We start from the raw sequence: 19,726 nt of genomic DNA, 5'->3' as shown, positions 1-19,726 counted from the left end.
TTGAGTATTTTTCACTGTGGCCGGCCTGTTGGCCGTCACTTGGATGGGATGATGACTGTTCTGCGCCTTCCTCTATTTTTGTTGCTCGCTGGCGTATTTGGCCTGGCGGGTTGCAGCGTTCACCAGCCGGTGTCGCTGTATCAGCTGGACAGCGGAAGTCCGGCTCAGCCTGCGCAAAGCGCGGGCATGGCGGTTTTGTTGGGTCCGGTATCGATTGCCGATTACCTGCAACGTGAAACCCTGCTGCAGCGTCAGCCTGATGGCAGCCTGCAAGCGTCCACCGACGGTCGTTGGGCAGGCAGCCTGTCTTCGGACATCAACCAGCTTTTATTGCGTCAGGTGGCCGGCCATCTGGACAGCCAGCGCGTAGTGCTGGCGCCGGCGACCTTGGGTTTCACCCCGGATGTACAGGTTTTGCTGTCGATCACACGCCTGGATTCGGGTGAGTCGCAACCGGCGATCCTCGATGCCCAGTGGCGTTTGATCGATCGTCGTGGCCAGGTGCGTGACAACCGCATCATTCATCTGCAAGAGCCACACGCCAGTGGTACGGCGGCTCAGGTACAGGCCCAGGGCATATTGCTGCAGCGTTTGGCCGAGCAACTGTCGGTCGCGCTCAAGCCGCTGGCCAATCAGCCGCCGGTTGTCGAAGCACCGCGTAAACCTGCGTCCAAACCAGCGGCGCCGGCAGAACCGGAGAAACCGAAGATCCCGATGGCTTCACCGATTCGCACTGACATGGAAGTGTTCAGGTTCTAAGGTGAATGCCGTACAGACAAAGCCCGCGTTGATGCGGGCTTTGTTGTTTCTGCAGGTTGGGAAACTCTAGCGCTGCTCCCGGCCTCATCGCGAGCAGGCTCGCTCCCACAGTGGATTTGGGAGCGATCTAGATCAAATGTGGGAGCGAGCCTGCTCGCGATGAGGCCGGAACAGACGACAAAAAAGCCCGCAGACAATCACTCGTCTGCGGGCTTTTGGGTTCGCGGCCGGGTTCAGCTCTTGGCGCGCGTCTCATGCATGCGCGCCAGTTGCCGCTCCAGCATCGACGGGTAAGGCTCCATCAACCGTTCGACGCAGCAAGCGCCTTCAGGGCTGGCGATTGGGCGGATCCGCGCACGCTGGCGGATCAGTACGTCGTCGCTGATCTTGCGCTCCACCAGCAGCAGGTTTCGGCTGTGCTGGGACAATGCGAGCGCATCCTGAGCGGTTTCGGTCAGCAGCAGATCAATCTGGCTGAGGCCGAAGAGCCCATCGCCCAAGGTCAGGCCCAGCTGCAATTGCAGGGTGATGCCGCTGTCGGCGACTTCGATCTGCAACTGGTGGCCGAGCGCACGCAGCAACTCACCACAGCAGATGGCGTTGGTCAGGTAGTCGTCGCCGCTGTCTTCACTGTGGAACAGCATCAGCGTGCTGCCATCGTTCAGGGTGTGCAGTTCGCTTTCATACAGCGAAGCCGCCTGGTCCAGGCAGTCGCGATAACGCTCCAGCAGTTCGGTCAGGCGTGCCCGCGGCAAGCGACGCAGTTGATCCTGAGCACCCAGCTGCACCGCCAATACCGCGCTGTGCTGTGGTTGCGCCGGGGCAGCAGGCTTGGGTTGCGGCTTGGCAACCGGCGTAGCGACGGCGGTGTCGCGCAGGTCGGCAAACGGATCTTCTTCGTCCAGTTCGTCTTCTTCAGCGTTGACCACATGCCGTGTCGCCGGTTTCAGGCCAGCCAGCGGAGCACTTTCGTCGAAGCTCGGATCGCGCAGATTACGCACTTCGAAGGTCGGCTCGGCCTCTTCAGTGTCTTCGAAATCGTCGAACTCAGGCTCTGGCTCGGGTTCAGGCTCGACCTTTTCAGGTGCATAACTGCTGTGGAGCTGGCGGGCCAGGTCACCGATTTCGTCCTGGCGCTGAGTCGCCGGAGTGTGTTCGTCAATGTCACGCAGCCACACCCGCAATTGCAGCAGCGGTGTGGAGATGTGCCGACCCAGGCGCAAGCTCAGGGCCAGGGACAACGCCAGCAGGATCGCGCTGAGAATGCCCATGCTTTGCAGGCTGATGGTCATTGGCTGCTGGAACTGCGCCATGTCCAGGCTGATCCGCAGTTGACCGGCGGTCACGTCCTGAAAGGTGATCTTGCTCTCGTACATGCCTTCGGCTTCGCCCAGCAAGCCATGCTTGGGGCGCTGTCCGGCCTCGGCGAGAATCCGGTTGTCCACGCTATAAATAGCCGCGTGAGCCACCAACGGGTTCTTGGTCAGGTTGTTCAGCAACACGTTGAGGCTGAGGATGTCGTTGGACACCAACAGCTCGGTTGCCGACATCGCTGTCTGGGTGGTCAGGCTCTGGCCGAGGGCATCCGCTTGCTCGTGCATGGCCTGTTTGAACTGCAGACCCATCACGCAGGCGTAGATCACCAGGGCCAATGCGACCAGGATCACGTTATGGCTGGCAATGCGCAATGCAATCGGTACACGGCGATGGCGCAGTGCCCGGAAGATCAGCAGAAAGAAGTTATCGGTTTTGACTGGCGTAGGCCGGTTCACTGAGCTCGGCTCTTTTGTCCGTGAAGTTGAGGCGCAGTATAGCGACAGGCCCCAGACCGGCAAAGCGCTCGCTGTGCCCGATGGTCACTGAAAGTGGGTAGAATGCGGTTTTTTTCCACTTGCGGGGGTGCGCCTTGCGCGAAATCGTCCTGATAAACATCACGGGAGTCGACCGTCCGGGTCTGACTGCGGCCATTACCGGTGTACTGGCCCAGGGTGGTGTGAACATTCTCGACATCGGTCAGGCGGTGATCCACGACACGTTGTCGTTCGGCATCCTGGTTGAAATTCCCGACACCAAACAGGGTTCGTCGGTGCTCAAGGACATCCTGTTCAAGGCCTACGAGCTGGGGCAGCAGGTGCGTTTCACGCCGGTCTCCGAAGAGGATTACCAGCAATGGGTCGGCGCCCAAGGCAAGAAACGCCACATTGTGACCTTGCTGACCCGCAAAGTGACGGCCGAGCAGTTGCAGCGCGTGAGCTCGATCACCGCCAAATACGGGCTGAACATCGATCACATCGACCGTCTGTCCGGGCGTATGCCGCTGGACACTCCGGCCGACAAGGGCAAGGGCTGCATTGAGTTTTCCGTGCGCGGCGAAGCGGCCGATCCGCAGGCCCTGCGTGCCGAATTCCTCAGCGTGGCCCAGGAGCTGAACGTCGATATCGCCTTCCAGGAAGATTCGCTGTTCCGCCGCAACCGGCGTCTGGCGGTGTTCGACATGGATTCGACTCTGATCGAGGCCGAAGTCATCGACGAGCTGGCCAAGGCCGCCGGGGTGGGCGAGAAGGTGTCGGAAATTACCGAGCGGGCGATGGCCGGCGAACTGGATTTTCGCGCCAGCTTCAAGGAACGCCTGGCCTTGCTCAAAGGGCTGGACGTCAGCGTGCTGGACTCGATCGGGGCTTCCCTGCGCCTGACCGAAGGTGCTGAAACCTTGTTCGCCGAACTCAAGCGCCTGGGCTACAAGACGGCCATTCTGTCGGGCGGCTTCACTTACTTTGCCAAACAGCTGCAAGCCAAGCTGGGCATCGACTACGTGTTCGCCAATGAACTGGAAGTGGTCGACGGCAAAGTGACCGGCGTGGCTGTCGAGCCGATTGTCGATGCACAGCGCAAAGCCGATTTGCTGCGTGAACTGGCGCACAAGGAAGGCTTGCGTCTGGAGCAGACCATTGCCGTCGGCGATGGTGCCAACGATTTGCCGATGCTGGCGATTGCGGGTCTGGGGGTGGCGTTCCGTGCCAAGCCGCTGGTCAAGCAGTCGGCCAAGCAGGCGATTTCGACCCTGGGTCTGGATGGCGTGCTGTATCTGCTGGGCTTCAGGGACCGCGACGGTCAGCTTTAACACCACGAGGCCTGAGTGAATGCAGGCCTTTGTGGGAGCGAGCCTGCTCGCGATTGTATCGCCGCGGTTTATCAGATAGACCGCGGTGCCTGAATCGCGAGCAGGCTCGCTCCCACATTTCCCACATTGGATCTGTGTGCAGATCAGGCTTTCGGCAAGCCCATGCCTTGGCCCATTTGTACCGGCGAGCCAGCCGCCAGCTCTTCAGCCCACTTCACTTGATTCGGGCCAAACAGCACAACCGCCGTCGAACCCAGCTTGAAGCGACCCAGCTCGGCACCTTTTTCCAGGTGAATCGGCGCGCGGGCAGCTTCGTCGTAGCGGAAGGTTTTCAGTTCGCGCTTGGGCGGCGTTACCAGCCCGGCCCAGACGGTTTCGATCGAAGCAACGATCATCGCACCGACCAATACCACAGCCATTGGCCCGCGCTCGGTGTCGAAGATGCACGCGACGCGTTCGTTACGGGCGAACAGCTCCGGAACGTTTTCCGCGGTGGTCTGGTTGACCGAGAAGATCCGGCCCGGGATGTAGACCATTTCGCGCAGGGTACCGGCCAGCGGCATGTGGACGCGATGGTAGTCTTTGGGCGACAGGTAAATAGTGGCGAAATCACCGCCCATGAACGGCGCCGCGTTTGCCGTATCACCGCCGAGCAATTCCAGCACGCTGAAACTGTGGCCCTTGGCCTGGAACACCCGACCGTGCTCGATTGGGCCGAGCTGACTGACGGCGCCGTCGGCCGGGCTGAGGATTGCGCCCGGGGTCTGGTCCAGCGGGCGTGCGCCGTCTTTCAACGCGCGGGTGAAGAACGCGTTGAAGTGTTCGTAAGCGGTCAGGTCCTCGACCAGCGCTTGCGACATGTCCACCTGATAACGCTTGGCGAACCAGGCGGTGAAGGCGTTCTTGAACCAGCGCACGCGGCATTCGGCAATGCAGCCGGCCAGACGCGACAGCAGGTGATGAGGCAGCAGGTACTGGCTGAGGATAAACAAACGCTTATTCATAACTTTCCTTAAAAAAACTTAAATCTCTACGGGCGTGTCAGGGTGATTGCCCCATTCGCCCCAGGAGCCGGCGTAGCCTTTGACCCGCGGATAACCGAGTGACTTGGCCACCAGATAGGTGAAGCCAGAACGATGGTGGGTCTGGCAGTGGGTAATCACTTCTTTGTCTTTGCTGATCCCGAGCTGTTCGAGGATTTGCGGCATGTCGCTGCGGATGCGCAGGTTACGCGCCTTGTCCATGCCGGCGGTCCATTCGAAATTGACTGCGCCGGGGATGTGTCCGCCCTTGGCGGCGAGGACTTTCTCACCGGAATATTCCAGCGGCCCGCGTGCGTCCCAGATCGCCAGGTCGGCGGCGCCGAGACGGCTTTGCAGGTATTCGCGGGTGGCGGTGGGCTCGTCGTGCAAGGTCAGTGCAACCGGGCCGCCGACAGCCGCGGGAACCTCGGTCGACACCGGCAAGCCTTCTGCCAGCCAGGCCAGCAGACCGCCGTCCACATAGTGGTAGTTGCTGTGGCCAATGACGTCCAGCAGCCAGATGAAACGCCCGGCCCAGCCACCACCTTCGTCGTCGTAGACCACGTAGACCGCGTCCGGGTTATGCCCCAGTTCGCCGAACAGGGCTTCAAGCGCGGCCTGTGACGGCAGCAGACCCGGCGCTGGCGGATGACCCAGTTGAGTCCGTTTGGGGTCGACGAAGCGCGCGCCGGGAATGTGGCCTTCGGCGTAGCGGGCGCTGCTGGTCAGGTCGACCAGAATCAGTTCGCGAGCATCGAGACGGGTGAGCAGGTCGCTCGGCTCGATCACCAGCGACAAGCCAGAGAAGTCAGACATGTGAGGTCTCCAGAGCACAAAGGGGAGGATTGTAGCGCAGGAACTACTGGCCGCGGTTGGTAAAGCTGTGCAGGGCCTTTTCGATGCACTGTGCGGTTTTACCAAAGGCTTGCACGGTGATTTCCGAAAAGGGACCGCCGCCCTGATCCGCCACGACCAGCATGATCACCCGGCCATTGTTGACCAGTGAGCGCAGCAGCAGGTGCTCGCCGCCGAACAGTGCCCGCAGGCTGGCAGGCAGCAAGGCTGAAAACTGTGCGTTGTTGGCTGGCGTCAGCCGCACCTGAGCCTGTTGCGAGAGCAGGCGTTGCAGCACGGTGCTCTGGCTGACCACAAAGTTCAGCGTCGCGGCTTCTTTAGGCAGGCCGTGAATCTGGTGCACGCGCAATTGGCTGTGCGTGCGATCAGCCATCAGAATCATCACCCGACGCATGCCGCAGGCAGCCAGCGCATCCCGTGCGGAGGTGGTCAGGTGCATGGCGTTGGTAAAGCGGCTCGGCTCCGCCAGCAGTTCTGCGCATTGCTTGCGCCACTTGGTCAGGTCTTCGGCGGTGGGGGCGGGCGCCGGAAGCTGGCCGCGATGAAGACGCCGCTCGTCCCACGGCCAGAGCAATGCTCCGGCGGGATGCCAAAGGTCCGGCATGGCGTGGTTACGGGCGCTGAGTGCCGCTTGCTGGTGCAGTTGCTGCTGGACCTCGTCCATCGGCATTTGCAGGTAGAGGCTGGTCAGAAACTGCCAGCGCAGGCAGTGAGGGCTGCTCCAGGCTTGCTGCGCCGATAACGCCAGACCGTTGGCCAGCAATACCGTGTTGGCGGGTTGATTGAGCCAGCGGCGCAGGGTCGGGTCGTCATCAAGTCGGTTTTGCTGGCGCAACGGGTGATCGGCATCGCGGGCGATATGCACGACTTTCGCCAGTTCGCGTTGCTCATCCAGCAGCAATCGATAGCCTTGTCCTACCCAGATTGGCAGACGCCAGACGTCCACCAGTGCCTGGCCGAGTTCCAGCAGGCGTACGCCGAACAGTTCTTTTTCGACCTTGCCTGCTGGCTCATGCTTGTGCAGGACCCGCAGTTCCCAGTCTTCCAGCAACTGCGGGAAGGTCAGGGCCAGTGGCCAGAACGGCGAGAGGAACAGCAGGCTACCCCAGTGGATGTCCTGCCAGAGCCGCGCCAGGCGACTGGCAAAAAAACCGTTGGCCTGTTGGGTCGCGTGCAGGCTTATCAATTGGAGTTGGCGCAGGGCCGGCGGGATTTCGTTCTCGGGCAGGGCGGGCAGGCGCGCGAGCAGTTCTTCGGTGCGCTTGAGACCGAGGCGATTGATCGCCACTTCCAGGTTCTCGCTGGGCTCGCTCATACTGCCGAGGGTGTGGCGATTGGCTTCGCGGATGACGCTGAGGGCCAGGGCCGGGCTGCCCTGCATCAGTTCGGCAATATCGCGCAACGAGCTGCGATTGTCGGCGATTGCCTTGCAGACGCGATCATGGCTGGCTCGCGGCACGGGCAAGGTCACGCCGTCGAGCAGCTTGACCCAGCTTTCGAGTGTGGTCGGTCTGGCAGTTGGAACGGTCGTTTCATTAGCCATGGTTGGGCGCGATCATCGTCTGCATTAAACACGCCCGGAGTGGGCCAAATTAGCTTTTCGCCTTAACTGGCTATAGTCTGGCGCAGTTTTGCCGATAAGTAGAAGAAGAGATTTTTTAACTTCCGAATATGACCTTGAACCCGACTTAAGTAAGTACCTTCTACCTATGGCTAAAATTATCGGCATCATCGTCGTATTCGCGAGCGTGCTCGGCGGATACGTGCTTTCCCACGGCAAGATTGCCGCCCTGATTCAGCCTTTCGAGGTGATGATCATCGGCGGTGCGGCGCTGGGTGCATTCCTTCAGGCCAACCCCGGCCACATGACGAAACACGTGCTCAAGAAATCCTTGGGCATGTTCAGTTCGCGTTTCAATCACACCTTCTACCTGGAGGTGCTGGGCCTGATCTACGAGATCCTCAACAAGAGCCGTCGCGAAGGCATGATGGCCATTGAGGGCGATATCGAAGACGCTGCTGCCAGCCCGATTTTTGCCAAGTACCCGGCGGTTCTCAAAGATGACCGCATGACCGCGTTCATCTGCGATTACTTGCGCATCATGTCGTCCGGCAACATGGCGCCGCATGAGCTTGAGGGTCTGTTCGACATGGAGCTGTTCAGCCTCAAGGAGGACCTCGAACACCCCTCCCACGCGGTCAACGGTATCGCCGATGCCATGCCCGGCTTCGGTATCGTTGCGGCGGTACTGGGTATCGTGGTGACCATGGCCTCGCTGGGTGAGGGCGATCAGAAGTCCATCGGTCTGCACGTAGGTGCCGCGCTGGTCGGTACCTTCTTCGGTATTCTCGCGGCCTACGGTTTCTTCGGTCCGCTGGCGCACTCCCTGGCTCACGATGCCAAGGAAGAGCTGAACATCTACGAAGCCATCAAGGCTTCGCTGGTGGCTTCGGCTTCTGGCATGCCGCCATCGCTGGCGGTGGAGTTCGGGCGCAAGGTTCTGTACCCGGCACACCGTCCGAGCTTCGCTGAGCTGGAACAAGCGGTTCGCGGTCGTTAAGTCATGGAGAATAATCAGCCGATAATCATCAAGCGCGTCAAGCGCTACGCCGGCGGGCATCACGGGGGCGCGTGGAAAATCGCCTTCGCTGACTTCGCGACGGCGATGATGGCGTTCTTCCTGGTGTTGTGGCTGTTATCCACCGCCACGCCAGAACAGAAGATCGCCATCGCCGGTTACTTCAAGGACCCGATCGGCTTCTCTGAAAGCGGTACGCCGTTCATTATCGACCTGGGCGGCACGCCGGTGCTGGCGCCGGAGAAAACCCTCAATCCCGAGGTCAAGTCCCAGCCGCAACCGGACAAGGTCACCGTCGATACCGAGCAGGTTGAAGGCATGGCCGAACAGGTCGAGCACGAGCGTCTGGAGCTGTTGCTGCAAGAGTTGCAGAACAAGGTCGAAGAGAACCCGCAACTGCAGAAGTTCAAGGATCAGATTCTTTTCGAAATCACCCCGGATGGTTTGCGCATCCAGATCATCGACTCCGAAAACCGGCCGATGTTCGACTCCGGCAGTGCACGCTTGAAGCCGTACTTCGAAGACATTCTGCTGGCCATGGCCGACACCATCAAAGCGGTGCCGAACAAGATCAGCATCGGTGGCCACACCGACGCCAAGCCTTATGCGGGCACCGGTGAATTCGGCAACTGGGAGCTTTCGGCCAACCGTGCCAACGCCGCTCGCCGGGCGCTGGTCGCAGGCAGCTATCCGGAACAGCAAGTGGCGCGAGTGGTGGGTTACGCTTCGTCGACGTTGTTCGATCGTAAAAATCCGCTCAATCCGGTCAACCGCCGCATCGACATCGTCGTGCTGACCAAGAAGGCCCAGCGCGCCATCGAGGGTGAGCAAGGCGCGGAACCGACACCAGCACCAGGGCAGGGCGCTCCGGGTGAAGTGCCTGCCRTACCTGCCGATCCGAATGCCTTGCCGGCGGACAAGGAACCCCTGCCGGCACATGAGCTTCGGGAACGCTTGAACCTGTTCGACAACCCGGCGCCGAAAGCCGGCGACCCGGCCAAACCGGCCGGGCCTCCCAAGCAGTGACCCAATAAAAAGCCGCGATAATCGCGGCTTTTTATTGTCTGTCGATGCGCCAGTGGGCGGTCAGCAACCTTCAGTGTCGGGGGCTGCTGAGCGCTCTGGTTAATAACTGGTTTCAGGCAAGCTGGCGATGATCGAGCGGTAGCTGTTCATGCGCTGCTGTTGCACGCGGCCTTCTTCCAGTGCCTTGAGCAGGGCGCAACCGGGTTCGCGGTCGTGCTTGCAGTCACGGAAGCGGCAGGTGCCGATCAAGTCGTTGAACTCGATGAAACCGGCTTCGACGTCGGCACGGCTGACGTGGCCCAGGCCGAATTCCCGAATACCCGGGGAGTCGATCAGCTCGCCGCCGCCGGGGAAGTGGAACAACCGCGCGGTGGTGGTGGTGTGGGTGCCCTGGCCGGACAGCTCGGACAACGGACCGACACGGGTTTCGACTTCCGGCAGCAGGCTGTTGACCAGCGAGGACTTGCCGACGCCGGACTGACCAACGAACACACTGATGTGCCCGTCCAGTTGCTTCTGCAACTGCTCCATGCCGTTGCCGTGATGGGCCGAGACTTCCAGCACCGGGTAACCCAGCGTGCGGTAGACTGCCAGCAAGGCATTCAGCGCCGGGGCGTTCTGCTCGTCGATCAGGTCGAACTTGTTGAGCAACAGCAGCGGGCGAATACCGGCGTGTTCGGCGGCGACCAGGTAACGGTCGATCAGGTTGGCGTGAGGCTCGGGCAGCGGGGCGAAGACGATCACGATCATGTCGACGTTGGCTGCTACCGGCTTGAGCTGGCCACGGCTGTCTGGACGGCACAGTTCGGTTTTACGCGGCAATTGCGCGACGATCACGCCGATGCCCTGGTTGCCGGCGCGCCAGACCACCTGGTCGCCGGTCACCAGCGCAGGCAGGTTGGCCCGCAAATGGCAGCGGAACACCTGGCCGGCGAGTTCACCGTCACGGGCTTCGACCTCGACCTGAACGCCGAAGTGAGCGATCACCAGGCCGGTCTGCTCGGGGCCAAGGTCACCGCCCTCGAGCGCTTCTACGGCGGAGGATTCGCGTTTGGCGGCGCGGGCAGCGCGCTCACCTTGAATCTTTTCGATGCGCCAGTTTTGACGACGATTGAGTTGGCGTTTGGCCATGGGTGTTCCGTGTGGATAATGCAGCGATTAGGTAAAACGGCCGCKAGTTTAGCACGCCCCGAGAGTCCTCTAGGCTAAACTGCATGCCTACGCCGAGGAGCCGACACATGCAAAACCCGCAGAACCTGATTTGGATCGATCTGGAAATGACCGGTCTGAATCCTGACACCGACGTCATCATCGAGATGGCCACCATTGTCACCGACAGCAATCTCAACACCTTGGCCGAAGGCCCGGTAATCGCCATCCACCACAGTGATGAGATCCTGGCGGGCATGGACGAGTGGAACACCCGTCAACACGGCGGTTCCGGCCTGACCCAGCGGGTACGCGACAGCCGCATCAGTATGGCCGAAGCGGAAGCCCAGACCATCGCCTTCCTGGAAAAGTGGGTACCGAAGGGCACGTCGCCGATCTGCGGCAACAGCATCTGCCAGGACCGGCGCTTCCTTTATACGCACATGAAGGCGCTGGAAAGCTACTTCCACTACCGAAACCTTGATGTCTCGACCTTGAAGGAACTGGCCGCACGCTGGGCTCCGGACGTACGCGACAGCTTCAAGAAGGGCAGCACTCACCTGGCACTGGATGACATCCGCGAATCGATCGCCGAGCTGCAGCACTATCGTACGCATTTCATCAAGTTCTGATCCTGCGACGCCAGTTCCGGCCCCATCGCGAGCAGGCTCGCTCCCACACTGGATTGCGTTGTTCCTGTGGGAGCGAGCCTGCTCGCGATGGCGTCCGCCCAGCCGCTGGGGATGGAACGGAGGTCGATTCTACTGCGCCCTCTTTTGGTGCCCCGGCGATCTGAGTAGACTGCGCGCCTTCCCGTAAGGACCGCCGCCATGTTGTTGATGCTCTACCTGATTGCCATTACCGCTGAAGCCATGACTGGCGCGTTGTCTGCCGGTCGGCGTGGCATGGACTGGTTTGGCGTGGTGCTGATCGCCTGCGTGACGGCGCTGGGCGGTGGTTCGGTGCGTGACGTGCTGCTCGGGCACTACCCGCTGACCTGGGTCAAGCACCCGGAATACCTGGTGTTGACCTCGGCTGCGGCAATGCTCACGGTCTTTACCGCACGCTGGATGCGCCATCTGCGTTCGCTGTTCCTGGTGCTCGACGCCTTGGGGTTGGTGGCGTTTACCCTGATCGGCTGCATGATTGCACTGGAAACGGGCCACGGTATGTTGGTGGCGTCGGTCAGCGGGGTGATCACCGGGGTGTTCGGCGGCATCTTGCGCGACATCTTCTGCAACGACATCCCGCTGATCTTCCGTCGCGAGCTCTACGCCAGCGTCTCGTTCGCCGCCGCGTGGTGCTACATGCTCTGCCTTTACCTGCAATTACCTGGCGAACAGGCGATCCTGATCACCTTGTTTGGCGGCTTCCTGCTGCGCTTGCTGGCGATTCGTTTCCACTGGGAAATGCCCAAGTTCGTCTACAACGACGAAGCCTGATACCACAGCTCCTACGAGAGTCCGTGTTGCTTCAGGGCCCACGCCACGTGCTCGCGCACCAGCTCTGACGGATAGTCCGCGCGCGCTTTCAGGGCTTCCAGTACCGGAATCGTTGAAGGCGCATTGCCAAGTCCGACGGCCAGGTTACGCAGCCAGCGTTCATAACCGGCGCGGCGCAGCGGCGAGCCTTCGGTGCTGCTCAGAAATTTGTCTTCGTCCCACATGAACAGTTCGGCCAACTCGGCGTTGTCGAGGTTGTGTCGCGGTTTGAAGTCGCTTTCGCCGGACGGACGGGCGAAGCGGTTCCACGGGCAAACGATCTGGCAATCATCGCAACCGAATACACGATTGCCGATCAGCGACCGCAAGTCTTCGGGGATCGCCGTTTTCAGCTCGATGGTCAGGTACGAAATGCAGCGACGGGCGTCCAGCACATAGGGGCCGACAAAGGCATTGGTCGGGCAAATGTCCAGGCACGCCGTGCAGCGCCCGCAGTGTTCGGTGCTGTGAGGCGGGTCTACCGGCAGCGGCAGGTCGACGAACAGTTCGCTCAAAAAGAAGTAACTGCCGGCCTTGCGGTTCAGCACCAGGGTGTTTTTGCCGATCCAGCCGAGGCCGGCTTGTTCGGCGATGGCTTTTTCCAGCACCGGGGCGCTGTCGACGAAAGCCCTGTAGCCGAAGGGGCCGATGACCTGCTGGATCTTCTCGGCCAATTGCTGCACGCGTTTGCGGATCAGCTTGTGATAGTCGCGGCCCAGAGCATAGCGCGAGACGTAGGCTTTTTCCGGTTGGCCCAGGCGCTTGGCCATTTCAGTGTCACCCGGCAGATAGTCCATGCGCAGCGAAATCACCCGCAGCGTACCCGGCACCAGCTCTTCCGGGTGCGAGCGTTTGCTGCCGTGGGCGCCCATGTAGTCCATTTCGCCGTGGTAGCCGGCTTCGAGCCAGCGCTCCAGGTGTTGTTCATGCTCAGCCAGGTCCAGACCACTGATGCCGACTTGTTGAAAGCCCAACTCGCGACCCCAGTCTTTGATCGATTGGGCGAGAGCAGGAAGATCTGTGGTAATTGCAGGCATGAGACAGGGGAAACCGGAGCTGAGGTGCGTATAATTCTGCCAGACATCGGAGCCTGAAGACGCATGCCGCAGACAAAACACCATTTACCCGACGCGCTGTACAGCGCCGCACAGGTCCGGGCGCTCGACGCGCGGCTGATTGCGGCCGGGACACCGGGCTTCGAATTGATGCATCGGGCTGCCCGCGCCACGTGGCGAGCGTTGGTCCGGCACTGGCCGACGGCCACTGAACTCAGCGTGTTGGCGGGCCACGGCAATAACGCCGGGGACGGTTATCTGGTGGCGGTACTGGCGTTGCGTGCCGGTTGGCAGGTGCGAGTGCTGGCGGTGGTTGAACCGTCGCGCCTGCAGGGCGATGCCGCGCTGGCGTATGCCGAAGCGCTGGCCGCCGGGGTTGTCGTCGAGGCCTGGTCACTGGCCATCGAACTACGTGGGGTGGTGCTGGATGCGCTGCTGGGCACCGGCCTGAGCGGTGAGGTGCGCGAACCCTATATTGCTGCGATCGAGGCGATCAATGCCTGTGGCCTGCCCGTTGCGGCGGTGGATATCCCGTCCGGCCTGTGCGCCGATACCGGGCGAGTCCTCGGGGTTGCGGTTCGGGCCGACCTCACTGTGACGTACATCGGCCTCAAGCTTGGGCTGTTCACCGGCGATGCGGCGGATCAGGTGGGGGAATTGCAGTTCAACGATCTGCAAGCCGACCCGCAGATCGTCGCTCAAAGCACCGTCAGTGCTTATCGCCTGAATCCCGGTAACCTGCCGCGCCTGGCAGCTCGGGCACCGAGCGCTCACAAAGGCCGCTTCGGTCACGTCCTGCTGATCGGTGGCGATCGCGGTTTTGGCGGCGCCATTCTCTTGAGCGCCCAAAGTGCCCTGCGCAGCGGCGCGGGCATGGTGTCTCTGGCGACCCGCAGTGAACATGTGCCGGCCGCATTGGCGCGGGTGCCCGAAGTCATGGTGCTGGGCGTTCACTCGGCCAACCAGTTGATGGGCCTGCTCGGCCAGGCCAGTGTGCTGGTGGTCGGACCGGGTCTCGGCAAGGGCGCGTGGGGTCGCAGTTTGTTGTCGGCGGCGGCCAATGCCCCGTTACCGCAGGTCTGGGACGCCGATGCGTTGAATTTGCTGAGCCAGGGTGATGTGCGCCTGCCAAAGGATTGCGTGATCACTCCGCATCCGGGGGAAGCGGCGCGGTTATTGGGGATTTCCACGGCCGAGGTTCAAGCCGATCGCCCCGCCGCGGCCCATGCATTGAGCAAAAAATACACAGCCACCGTCATTCTCAAAGGGGCCGGCAGCCTGATTGCCAGCCCTGATGGTCGTTTGGCGCTGTGTCATCAAGGCCACCCGGCCATGGCTGCCGCGGGTCTGGGGGATGTGCTGGCCGGACTGGTCGGTGCCTTGCTGGCTCAGGGTCTGTATGCATTCGATGCAGCTTGCCTGGCGGTCTGGCTGCACGCCAGTGCCGGTGAGCGTGAAGGTAAATCTGGCCGTGGGCTGGCGGCCAGTGATCTGATTCCCGCCATTCGTCAGTTGCTGGAGGAGCAAGCACCGTGTCTGAAGTAACCCTGTATCTGGCCAATGAAGACGCCATGGTCGCGTTGGGCAACCGTATCGCTCAAGTGACCAAGGGGCACGGCATCATCTTTCTGGACGGTGACCTTGGGGCGGGTAAAACCACCCTGTCACGGGGCATTATTCGCGGTTTGGGGCATGTTGGGGCAGTAAAAAGTCCGACCTTTACCTTGGTCGAGCCCTACGAGATCGGCGACATTCGCGCCTTCCATTTTGACCTGTATCGACTGGTCGATCCGGAGGAACTGGAGTTTCTTGGCATTCGTGACTACCTCGAAGACGATGCACTGTGCCTGATCGAGTGGCCCCAGAAGGGTGCAGGCTTTTTGCCAAAGCCCGACCTGACCATTACCATTAGCCCGCATGACAGCGGGCGTTCGCTGAATCTGTCGCCCCAGGGTTTGCGTGGCGAGTCTTGGTGTGCCGCTTTGGCATTGGAATTCAAATAAATGATGGGGTTAGGTATGCGCTTTCGCGCGTTGGTTGCTGTCGTAGGAATGCTGCTTACGGCACTGGCCGTCGACGCTGTGGCCGCGACAAAGGTCAACAGTGTTCGCTTGTGGCGGGCGCCGGATAACACCCGACTGGTGTTTGACCTGTCAGGCCCGGTCCAGCACAGCGTCTTTACCCTGACGTCCCCGGATCGTCTGGTGATCGACATCAATGGCGCCGTCCTTGGTGCACCGCTGAATGTCTCCACTGCCAATACCCCGATTACTGCCATGCGTTCGGCTCAGCGCACGCCGACCGATCTGCGGGTGGTCATCGACCTGAAAAAAGCCGTCACCCCGAAAAGCTTCGTGCTGGCGCCGAATGCGCAGTACGGCAACCGACTGGTGGTCGACCTGTTCGACAACGCCGCCGATGCCGCACCGCCACCTGTGCCGACCCCGTCCCCAACCGTTGCCACCGTGCCTGCGGTGCCGGTGACCCCGGTTGAGCCGGCGATCAAGCTGCCGCCTGCTCCGGCCGGCAAGCGCGACATTATCGTGGTCATCGATGCCGGTCACGGCGGCGAAGACCCGGGGGCCTCCGGTTCCCGTGGCCAGCACGAAAAAGATGTGGTGCTGGCCATCGCTCGCGAACTGCAGCGCCAGGTCAACGGCATGAAAGGCTTCCGGGCCGAGCTGACCCGTACCGGCGACTACTTCATTCCATTGCGTGGCCGTACCGAGATCGCCCGCAAAAAGGGCGCCGACCTGTTCGTCTCGATTCACGCCGACGCAGCGCCATCGGCAGCAGCGTTCGGCGCTTCGGTATTTGCCTTGTCCGAGCGCGGCGCAACGTCCGAGACCGCGCGTTGGCTGGCCGACAGCGAAAACCGCTCCGACCTGATCGGCGGTGCCGGTAACGTCAGCCTCGACGACAAGGACAAGATGCTTGCCGGCGTACTGCTCGATCTGTCGATGACTGCGTCGCTGACCTCCAGCCTGAACGTCGGCCAGAAGGTCTTGAGCAACATTGGCCGGGTCACCTCGTTGCACAAGCAGCGCGTCGAGCAGGCCGGATTCATGGTGCTGAAGTCGCCGGACATTCCATCGATCCTGGTGGAAACCGGGTTTATCTCCAACGCCAACGAAGCCTCGAAACTGGCTGCGTCTGGTCACCAGCAAGCGCTGGCCCGTTCGATCAGCGCGGGTGTGCGCCAGTTCTTCCAGCAGAACCCGCCACCGGGCACCTACATCGCCTGGTTGCGTGATTCCGGCAAGATCGCCCAGGGCCCGCGTGACCACACGGTGCGTCCGGGTGAAACCCTGGCGATGATCGCGGTACGTTATCAGGTCTCGCCGGCGACTCTGCGCAGCGCCAACGGCCTGCAATCCGATGAACTGAAAATCGGCCAGCACCTGAATATTCCGGGCACCGAATTGGCGGCCAAGGAATGAACGATGCCGTGAACACCGCAGCGCGTATCGAGCTGCTCAGCCCGCGACTGGCGAACCAGATTGCCGCTGGTGAGGTGGTTGAGCGCCCGGCTTCGGTGATCAAGGAACTGTTGGAAAACAGTCTTGACTCTGGCGCCAAGCGTATCGACGTCGATGTCGAGCAGGGCGGCGTCAAGCTGCTGCGGGTTCGCGACGATGGCAGTGGGATTTCCTCCGATGATTTGCCGCTGGCGCTGGCGCGACATGCCACCAGCAAGATTCGCAATCTCGAAGACCTCGAGCAGGTGATGAGCCTCGGGTTTCGCGGTGAGGCACTCGCGTCGATCAGCTCCGTGGCACGTCTGACCCTGACGTCCCGCACTCGAGGTGCCGATCAGGCCTGGCAGGTCGAGACCGAAGGCCGGGACATGGCGCCTCGCGTCCAGCCGGCCGCCCACCCGGTCGGCACTTCGGTTGAAGTGCGCGACTTGTTCTTCAACACCCCGGCACGGCGCAAATTCCTCAAGACCGAAAAAACCGAATTCGATCACCTGCAAGAAGTGATCAAGCGTCTGGCGCTGGCGCGTTTCGACGTGGCGTTCCATCTGCGCCATAACGGCAAGACCATCCTCAGCCTGCACGAAGCCCATGACGACGCGGCTCGCGCCCGGCGTGTGGCGGCGATTTGCGGCGCAGGCTTCCTGGAGCAGGCGCTGCCCATCGAGATCGAGCGCAATGGCCTGCATTTGTGGGGTTGGGTCGGGTTGCCGACCTTTAACCGCAGCCAGGCAGACCTGCAGTATTTCTTTGTGAATGGTCGTGCGGTGCGCGACAAACTGGTGGCCCATGCGGTGCGCCAGGCGTATCGCGACGTGCTGTTCAACGGTCGGCACCCGACGTTCGTGCTGTTTTTCGAAGTCGATCCGGCGGGCGTCGACGTCAACGTGCACCCGACCAAACACGAAGTGCGCTTCCGTGACGGGCGCATGGTCCACGACTTCCTCTATGGCACCTTGCACCGCGCCTTGGGCGATGTGCGTCCGGAAGATCATTTGGCTGCGCCTGTCGCGACGGCCGTGGTCAGGCCGACCGGCATTGAAGCCGGCGAGTTCGGCCCGCAAGGTGAAATGCGTCTGGCGGCCAATGCGTTGCTGGAGCAGCCGCAGGCACAGCCGTCCTTTAATACGACGGCAGGCTCGAGCTCGGGCACCGGCGCCGGTTATCAGTATCAATACACGCCGCGTCCGCAGTCGGGCGTGCCGGTGGCCGAAGCGCAGGCTGCCTATCGCGAGTTTTTTGCGCCACTGCCTGAGGCGAATGCCACGGCACTGCCTGACGGGCAGGGTGATATCCCGCCGCTGGGGTATGCGCTGGCACAGCTCAAAGGCATCTACATTCTTTCGGAAAACGCCCAAGGGCTGGTGCTGGTGGACATGCACGCCGCGCATGAGCGGATCATGTACGAGCGCCTGAAAATCGCGATGGCCAGTGAAGGCCTGAGTGGCCAACCGCTGCTGGTGCCGGAGTCGATTGCAGTCAGCCAGCGTGAAGCCGATTGCGCCGAAGAGCACGTCAGCTGGTTCCAGCGCCTAGGCTTCGAACTTCAGCGTCTGGGCCCGGAAACCCTGGCGATCCGGCAGATTCCGGCGTTGCTCAAACAGGCTGAAGCCAATCGCCTGGTTCACGACGTATTGGCGGACCTGATGGAATACGGCACCAGCGACCGGATTCAGGCACACCTGAACGAACTGCTCGGGACCATGGCCTGCCACGGCGCTGTTCGCGCCAACCGGCGCCTGGCCTTGCCGGAAATGAACGGTCTGCTGCGGGACATGGAAAACACCGAACGCAGCGGTCAATGCAACCATGGCCGACCGACCTGGACCCAATTGGGCCTGGACGATCTGGACAAACTGTTCTTGCGCGGTCGTTGATGAGCCAGCTTCCTCCAGCGATATTCCTGATGGGCCCGACCGCAGCGGGCAAGACCGATCTGGCCATCGAGCTGACCAAGGTCCTGCCGTGCGAGCTGATCAGCGTCGACTCGGCGCTGGTTTACCGGGGTATGGATATCGGCACCGCCAAGCCTTCGAAGGAGCTATTGGCCGAGTTCCCTCATCGGTTGATCGACATTCTTGATCCGGTCGAGGCCTATTCGGCGGCTGATTTTCGCCGGGATGCCCTGCAGGCCATGGCCGAGATCACCGCGCGCGGCAATATTCCGCTGCTGGTCGGCGGCACAATGCTCTATTACAAGGCTTTGCTCGAAGGTCTGGCCGATATGCCGGCGGCCGATCCGCAGATCCGCGCTGAAATCGAGGAAGAGGCTGCACGCCTTGGCTGGCAAGCCCTGCACGATCAGTTGGCGGTCATTGATCCGGTGTCGGCAGCGCGAATTCACCCCAATGACCCGCAGCGACTCAGTCGGGCGCTGGAAGTTTATCGGGTCAGCGGCCAGAGCATGACCGAACATCGAGCGCGACAATCTGCGCAAAGTACTGAAGCAGGCGCTTCGGGTCGCCCACAATTGCCCTATACTGTCGCGAACTTGGCTATCGCTCCGGCGAATCGTCAGGTACTGCATGAGCGTATTAAACAAAGATTCACACAAATGTTGGAACAGGGATTCATTGACGAGGTCGTAGCCCTGCGTAAAAGAAGTGACCTGCATGCCGGGTTGCCGTCTATACGCGCTGTAGGTTACCGACAAGTCTGGGATTACCTGGATGGCAAGCTGACGTCAGCCGAGATGCAGGAACGTGGGATCATTGCCACGCGCCAATTGGCGAAGCGCCAGTTCACCTGGCTACGCAGTTGGGATGATTTACACTGGCTGGACAGCCTCGATTGCGACAATCTGCCACGCGCCTTGAAATACCTTGGAACGGTCTCCATATTGAGCTGAGTCCTTGCAATTGCCGTCTATCCTTGGGGGTGTGACGGCCTAAGCCATTTTTTTACCTATTTTTATTATTGAATCCTTAAAGGAGTGCGGCACATGTCAAAAGGGCATTCGCTACAAGACCCTTACTTGAATACATTGCGTAAAGAGAAAGTGGGGGTTTCCATCTATCTGGTCAACGGAATCAAACTGCAAGGCACGATCGAGTCGTTCGACCAGTTCGTTATCCTGCTGAAAAACACCGTCAGCCAGATGGTCTACAAACACGCGATCTCTACAGTGGTGCCGGTTCGTCCAATTCGTCTGCCTAGCGCAACCGAATCCGAACAAGCTGACGCTGAGCCAGGTAACGCCTGAT

Annotated in this window: 18 protein-coding genes; 12 read left to right on the top strand and 6 right to left on the bottom strand. The window is 61.2% G+C overall.

The window, feature by feature from the left end:
- Nucleotides 1-51 precede the first annotated feature (51 nt).
- Entirely contained in the window at nucleotides 52-759 is a 708-nt protein-coding gene (locus AC1DHT_RS20850; protein WP_427543982.1) for a PqiC family protein, read from the top strand.
- A 233-nt stretch (nucleotides 760-992) separates the two neighbouring features.
- Here the strand turns inward: AC1DHT_RS20850 and AC1DHT_RS20845 are convergent, their stop codons facing one another.
- The gene (locus AC1DHT_RS20845) at nucleotides 993-2,531 is read right to left on the bottom strand and encodes an AhpA/YtjB family protein (RefSeq protein ID WP_427543979.1); all 1,539 of its coding nucleotides are present in this window, start codon (nucleotides 2,529-2,531) and stop codon (nucleotides 993-995) included.
- A gap of 134 nt (nucleotides 2,532-2,665) precedes the next feature.
- Between AC1DHT_RS20845 and serB the strand changes: the two genes are divergently transcribed.
- Nucleotides 2,666-3,880 carry a phosphoserine phosphatase SerB gene (gene serB, locus AC1DHT_RS20840; RefSeq protein ID WP_427543976.1) on the top strand — a complete coding sequence of 405 codons (1,215 nt, stop codon included), beginning with the start codon at nucleotides 2,666-2,668 and terminating at the stop codon, nucleotides 3,878-3,880.
- A gap of 143 nt (nucleotides 3,881-4,023) precedes the next feature.
- Here the strand turns inward: serB and asd are convergent, their stop codons facing one another.
- From asd to AC1DHT_RS20825, 3 genes are read right to left on the bottom strand one after another with little or no spacing between them, the layout of a single operon-like run.
- On the bottom strand, nucleotides 4,024-4,884 hold the full coding sequence (asd, locus tag AC1DHT_RS20835; protein WP_427543973.1) for an archaetidylserine decarboxylase: 861 nt from the start codon (nucleotides 4,882-4,884) through the stop codon (nucleotides 4,024-4,026).
- A gap of 18 nt (nucleotides 4,885-4,902) precedes the next feature.
- Nucleotides 4,903-5,718, bottom strand: coding sequence for a thiosulfate sulfurtransferase (rhdA, locus tag AC1DHT_RS20830; protein WP_427543970.1), 816 nt, complete (start codon nucleotides 5,716-5,718; stop codon nucleotides 4,903-4,905).
- A gap of 43 nt (nucleotides 5,719-5,761) precedes the next feature.
- Entirely contained in the window at nucleotides 5,762-7,300 is a 1,539-nt protein-coding gene (locus tag AC1DHT_RS20825) for an HDOD domain-containing protein (RefSeq protein WP_427543967.1), read from the bottom strand.
- 166 nt (nucleotides 7,301-7,466) lie between these two features.
- Between AC1DHT_RS20825 and motA the strand changes: the two genes are divergently transcribed.
- Nucleotides 7,467-8,318: a flagellar motor stator protein MotA gene (gene motA, locus AC1DHT_RS20820; protein WP_427534273.1), complete on the top strand. Its 852-nt coding sequence runs from the start codon at nucleotides 7,467-7,469 to the stop codon at nucleotides 8,316-8,318.
- 3 nt (nucleotides 8,319-8,321) lie between these two features.
- Nucleotides 8,322-9,362 carry a flagellar motor protein MotB gene (motB, locus tag AC1DHT_RS20815; protein WP_477761449.1) on the top strand — a complete coding sequence of 347 codons (1,041 nt, stop codon included), beginning with the start codon at nucleotides 8,322-8,324 and terminating at the stop codon, nucleotides 9,360-9,362.
- A gap of 99 nt (nucleotides 9,363-9,461) precedes the next feature.
- Here motB and rsgA read toward each other — a convergent pair whose 3' ends face one another.
- Entirely contained in the window at nucleotides 9,462-10,493 is a 1,032-nt protein-coding gene (rsgA, locus tag AC1DHT_RS20810; protein ID WP_427534275.1) for a small ribosomal subunit biogenesis GTPase RsgA, read from the bottom strand.
- A gap of 107 nt (nucleotides 10,494-10,600) precedes the next feature.
- Between rsgA and orn the strand changes: the two genes are divergently transcribed.
- Nucleotides 10,601-11,143, top strand: coding sequence for an oligoribonuclease (orn, locus tag AC1DHT_RS20805; RefSeq protein WP_103316313.1), 543 nt, complete (start codon nucleotides 10,601-10,603; stop codon nucleotides 11,141-11,143).
- 198 nt (nucleotides 11,144-11,341) lie between these two features.
- On the top strand, nucleotides 11,342-11,953 hold the full coding sequence (locus AC1DHT_RS20800; RefSeq protein ID WP_427543959.1) for a trimeric intracellular cation channel family protein: 612 nt from the start codon (nucleotides 11,342-11,344) through the stop codon (nucleotides 11,951-11,953).
- A gap of 11 nt (nucleotides 11,954-11,964) precedes the next feature.
- Here the strand turns inward: AC1DHT_RS20800 and queG are convergent, their stop codons facing one another.
- Nucleotides 11,965-13,029: a tRNA epoxyqueuosine(34) reductase QueG gene (queG, locus tag AC1DHT_RS20795; protein WP_427543956.1), complete on the bottom strand. Its 1,065-nt coding sequence runs from the start codon at nucleotides 13,027-13,029 to the stop codon at nucleotides 11,965-11,967.
- 63 nt (nucleotides 13,030-13,092) lie between these two features.
- Here queG and AC1DHT_RS20790 point away from each other — a divergent pair, with 63 nt between their 5' ends.
- The 6 genes from AC1DHT_RS20790 (at nucleotide 13,093) to hfq (ending at nucleotide 19,725) form a co-directional block, all read left to right on the top strand.
- Nucleotides 13,093-14,592 (top strand): NAD(P)H-hydrate dehydratase, encoded by a 1,500-nt coding sequence (locus AC1DHT_RS20790; RefSeq protein WP_427543953.1) that lies wholly within the window; start codon nucleotides 13,093-13,095, stop codon nucleotides 14,590-14,592.
- Nucleotides 14,580-15,050 carry a tRNA (adenosine(37)-N6)-threonylcarbamoyltransferase complex ATPase subunit type 1 TsaE gene (tsaE, locus tag AC1DHT_RS20785; RefSeq protein WP_103316310.1) on the top strand — a complete coding sequence of 157 codons (471 nt, stop codon included), beginning with the start codon at nucleotides 14,580-14,582 and terminating at the stop codon, nucleotides 15,048-15,050. The genes AC1DHT_RS20790 and tsaE overlap by 13 nt, the downstream gene beginning before the upstream one ends.
- Nucleotides 15,051-15,053: 3 nt before the next feature.
- A complete protein-coding gene (locus AC1DHT_RS20780; RefSeq protein WP_427544089.1) occupies nucleotides 15,054-16,487 on the top strand; it encodes an N-acetylmuramoyl-L-alanine amidase in 1,434 nt (477 codons plus the stop codon).
- A gap of 8 nt (nucleotides 16,488-16,495) precedes the next feature.
- Nucleotides 16,496-18,400, top strand: a complete 1,905-nt coding sequence (gene mutL / locus AC1DHT_RS20775; protein ID WP_429539117.1) for a DNA mismatch repair endonuclease MutL — start codon at nucleotides 16,496-16,498, stop codon at nucleotides 18,398-18,400.
- Nucleotides 18,400-19,371, top strand: coding sequence for a tRNA (adenosine(37)-N6)-dimethylallyltransferase MiaA (miaA, locus tag AC1DHT_RS20770; RefSeq protein ID WP_427534284.1), 972 nt, complete (start codon nucleotides 18,400-18,402; stop codon nucleotides 19,369-19,371). Before mutL ends, miaA begins: the two co-directional genes overlap by 1 nt.
- Nucleotides 19,372-19,464: 93 nt before the next feature.
- On the top strand, nucleotides 19,465-19,725 hold the full coding sequence (hfq, locus tag AC1DHT_RS20765) for an RNA chaperone Hfq (RefSeq protein ID WP_019691505.1): 261 nt from the start codon (nucleotides 19,465-19,467) through the stop codon (nucleotides 19,723-19,725).
- Nucleotide 19,726 lies beyond the last annotated feature (1 nt).

The organism is Pseudomonas sp. 05N432 (assembly GCF_056396945.1).
Note: the sequence above shows the minus strand (reverse complement) of the source record. Positions and strands in the feature narration are given on the sequence as shown.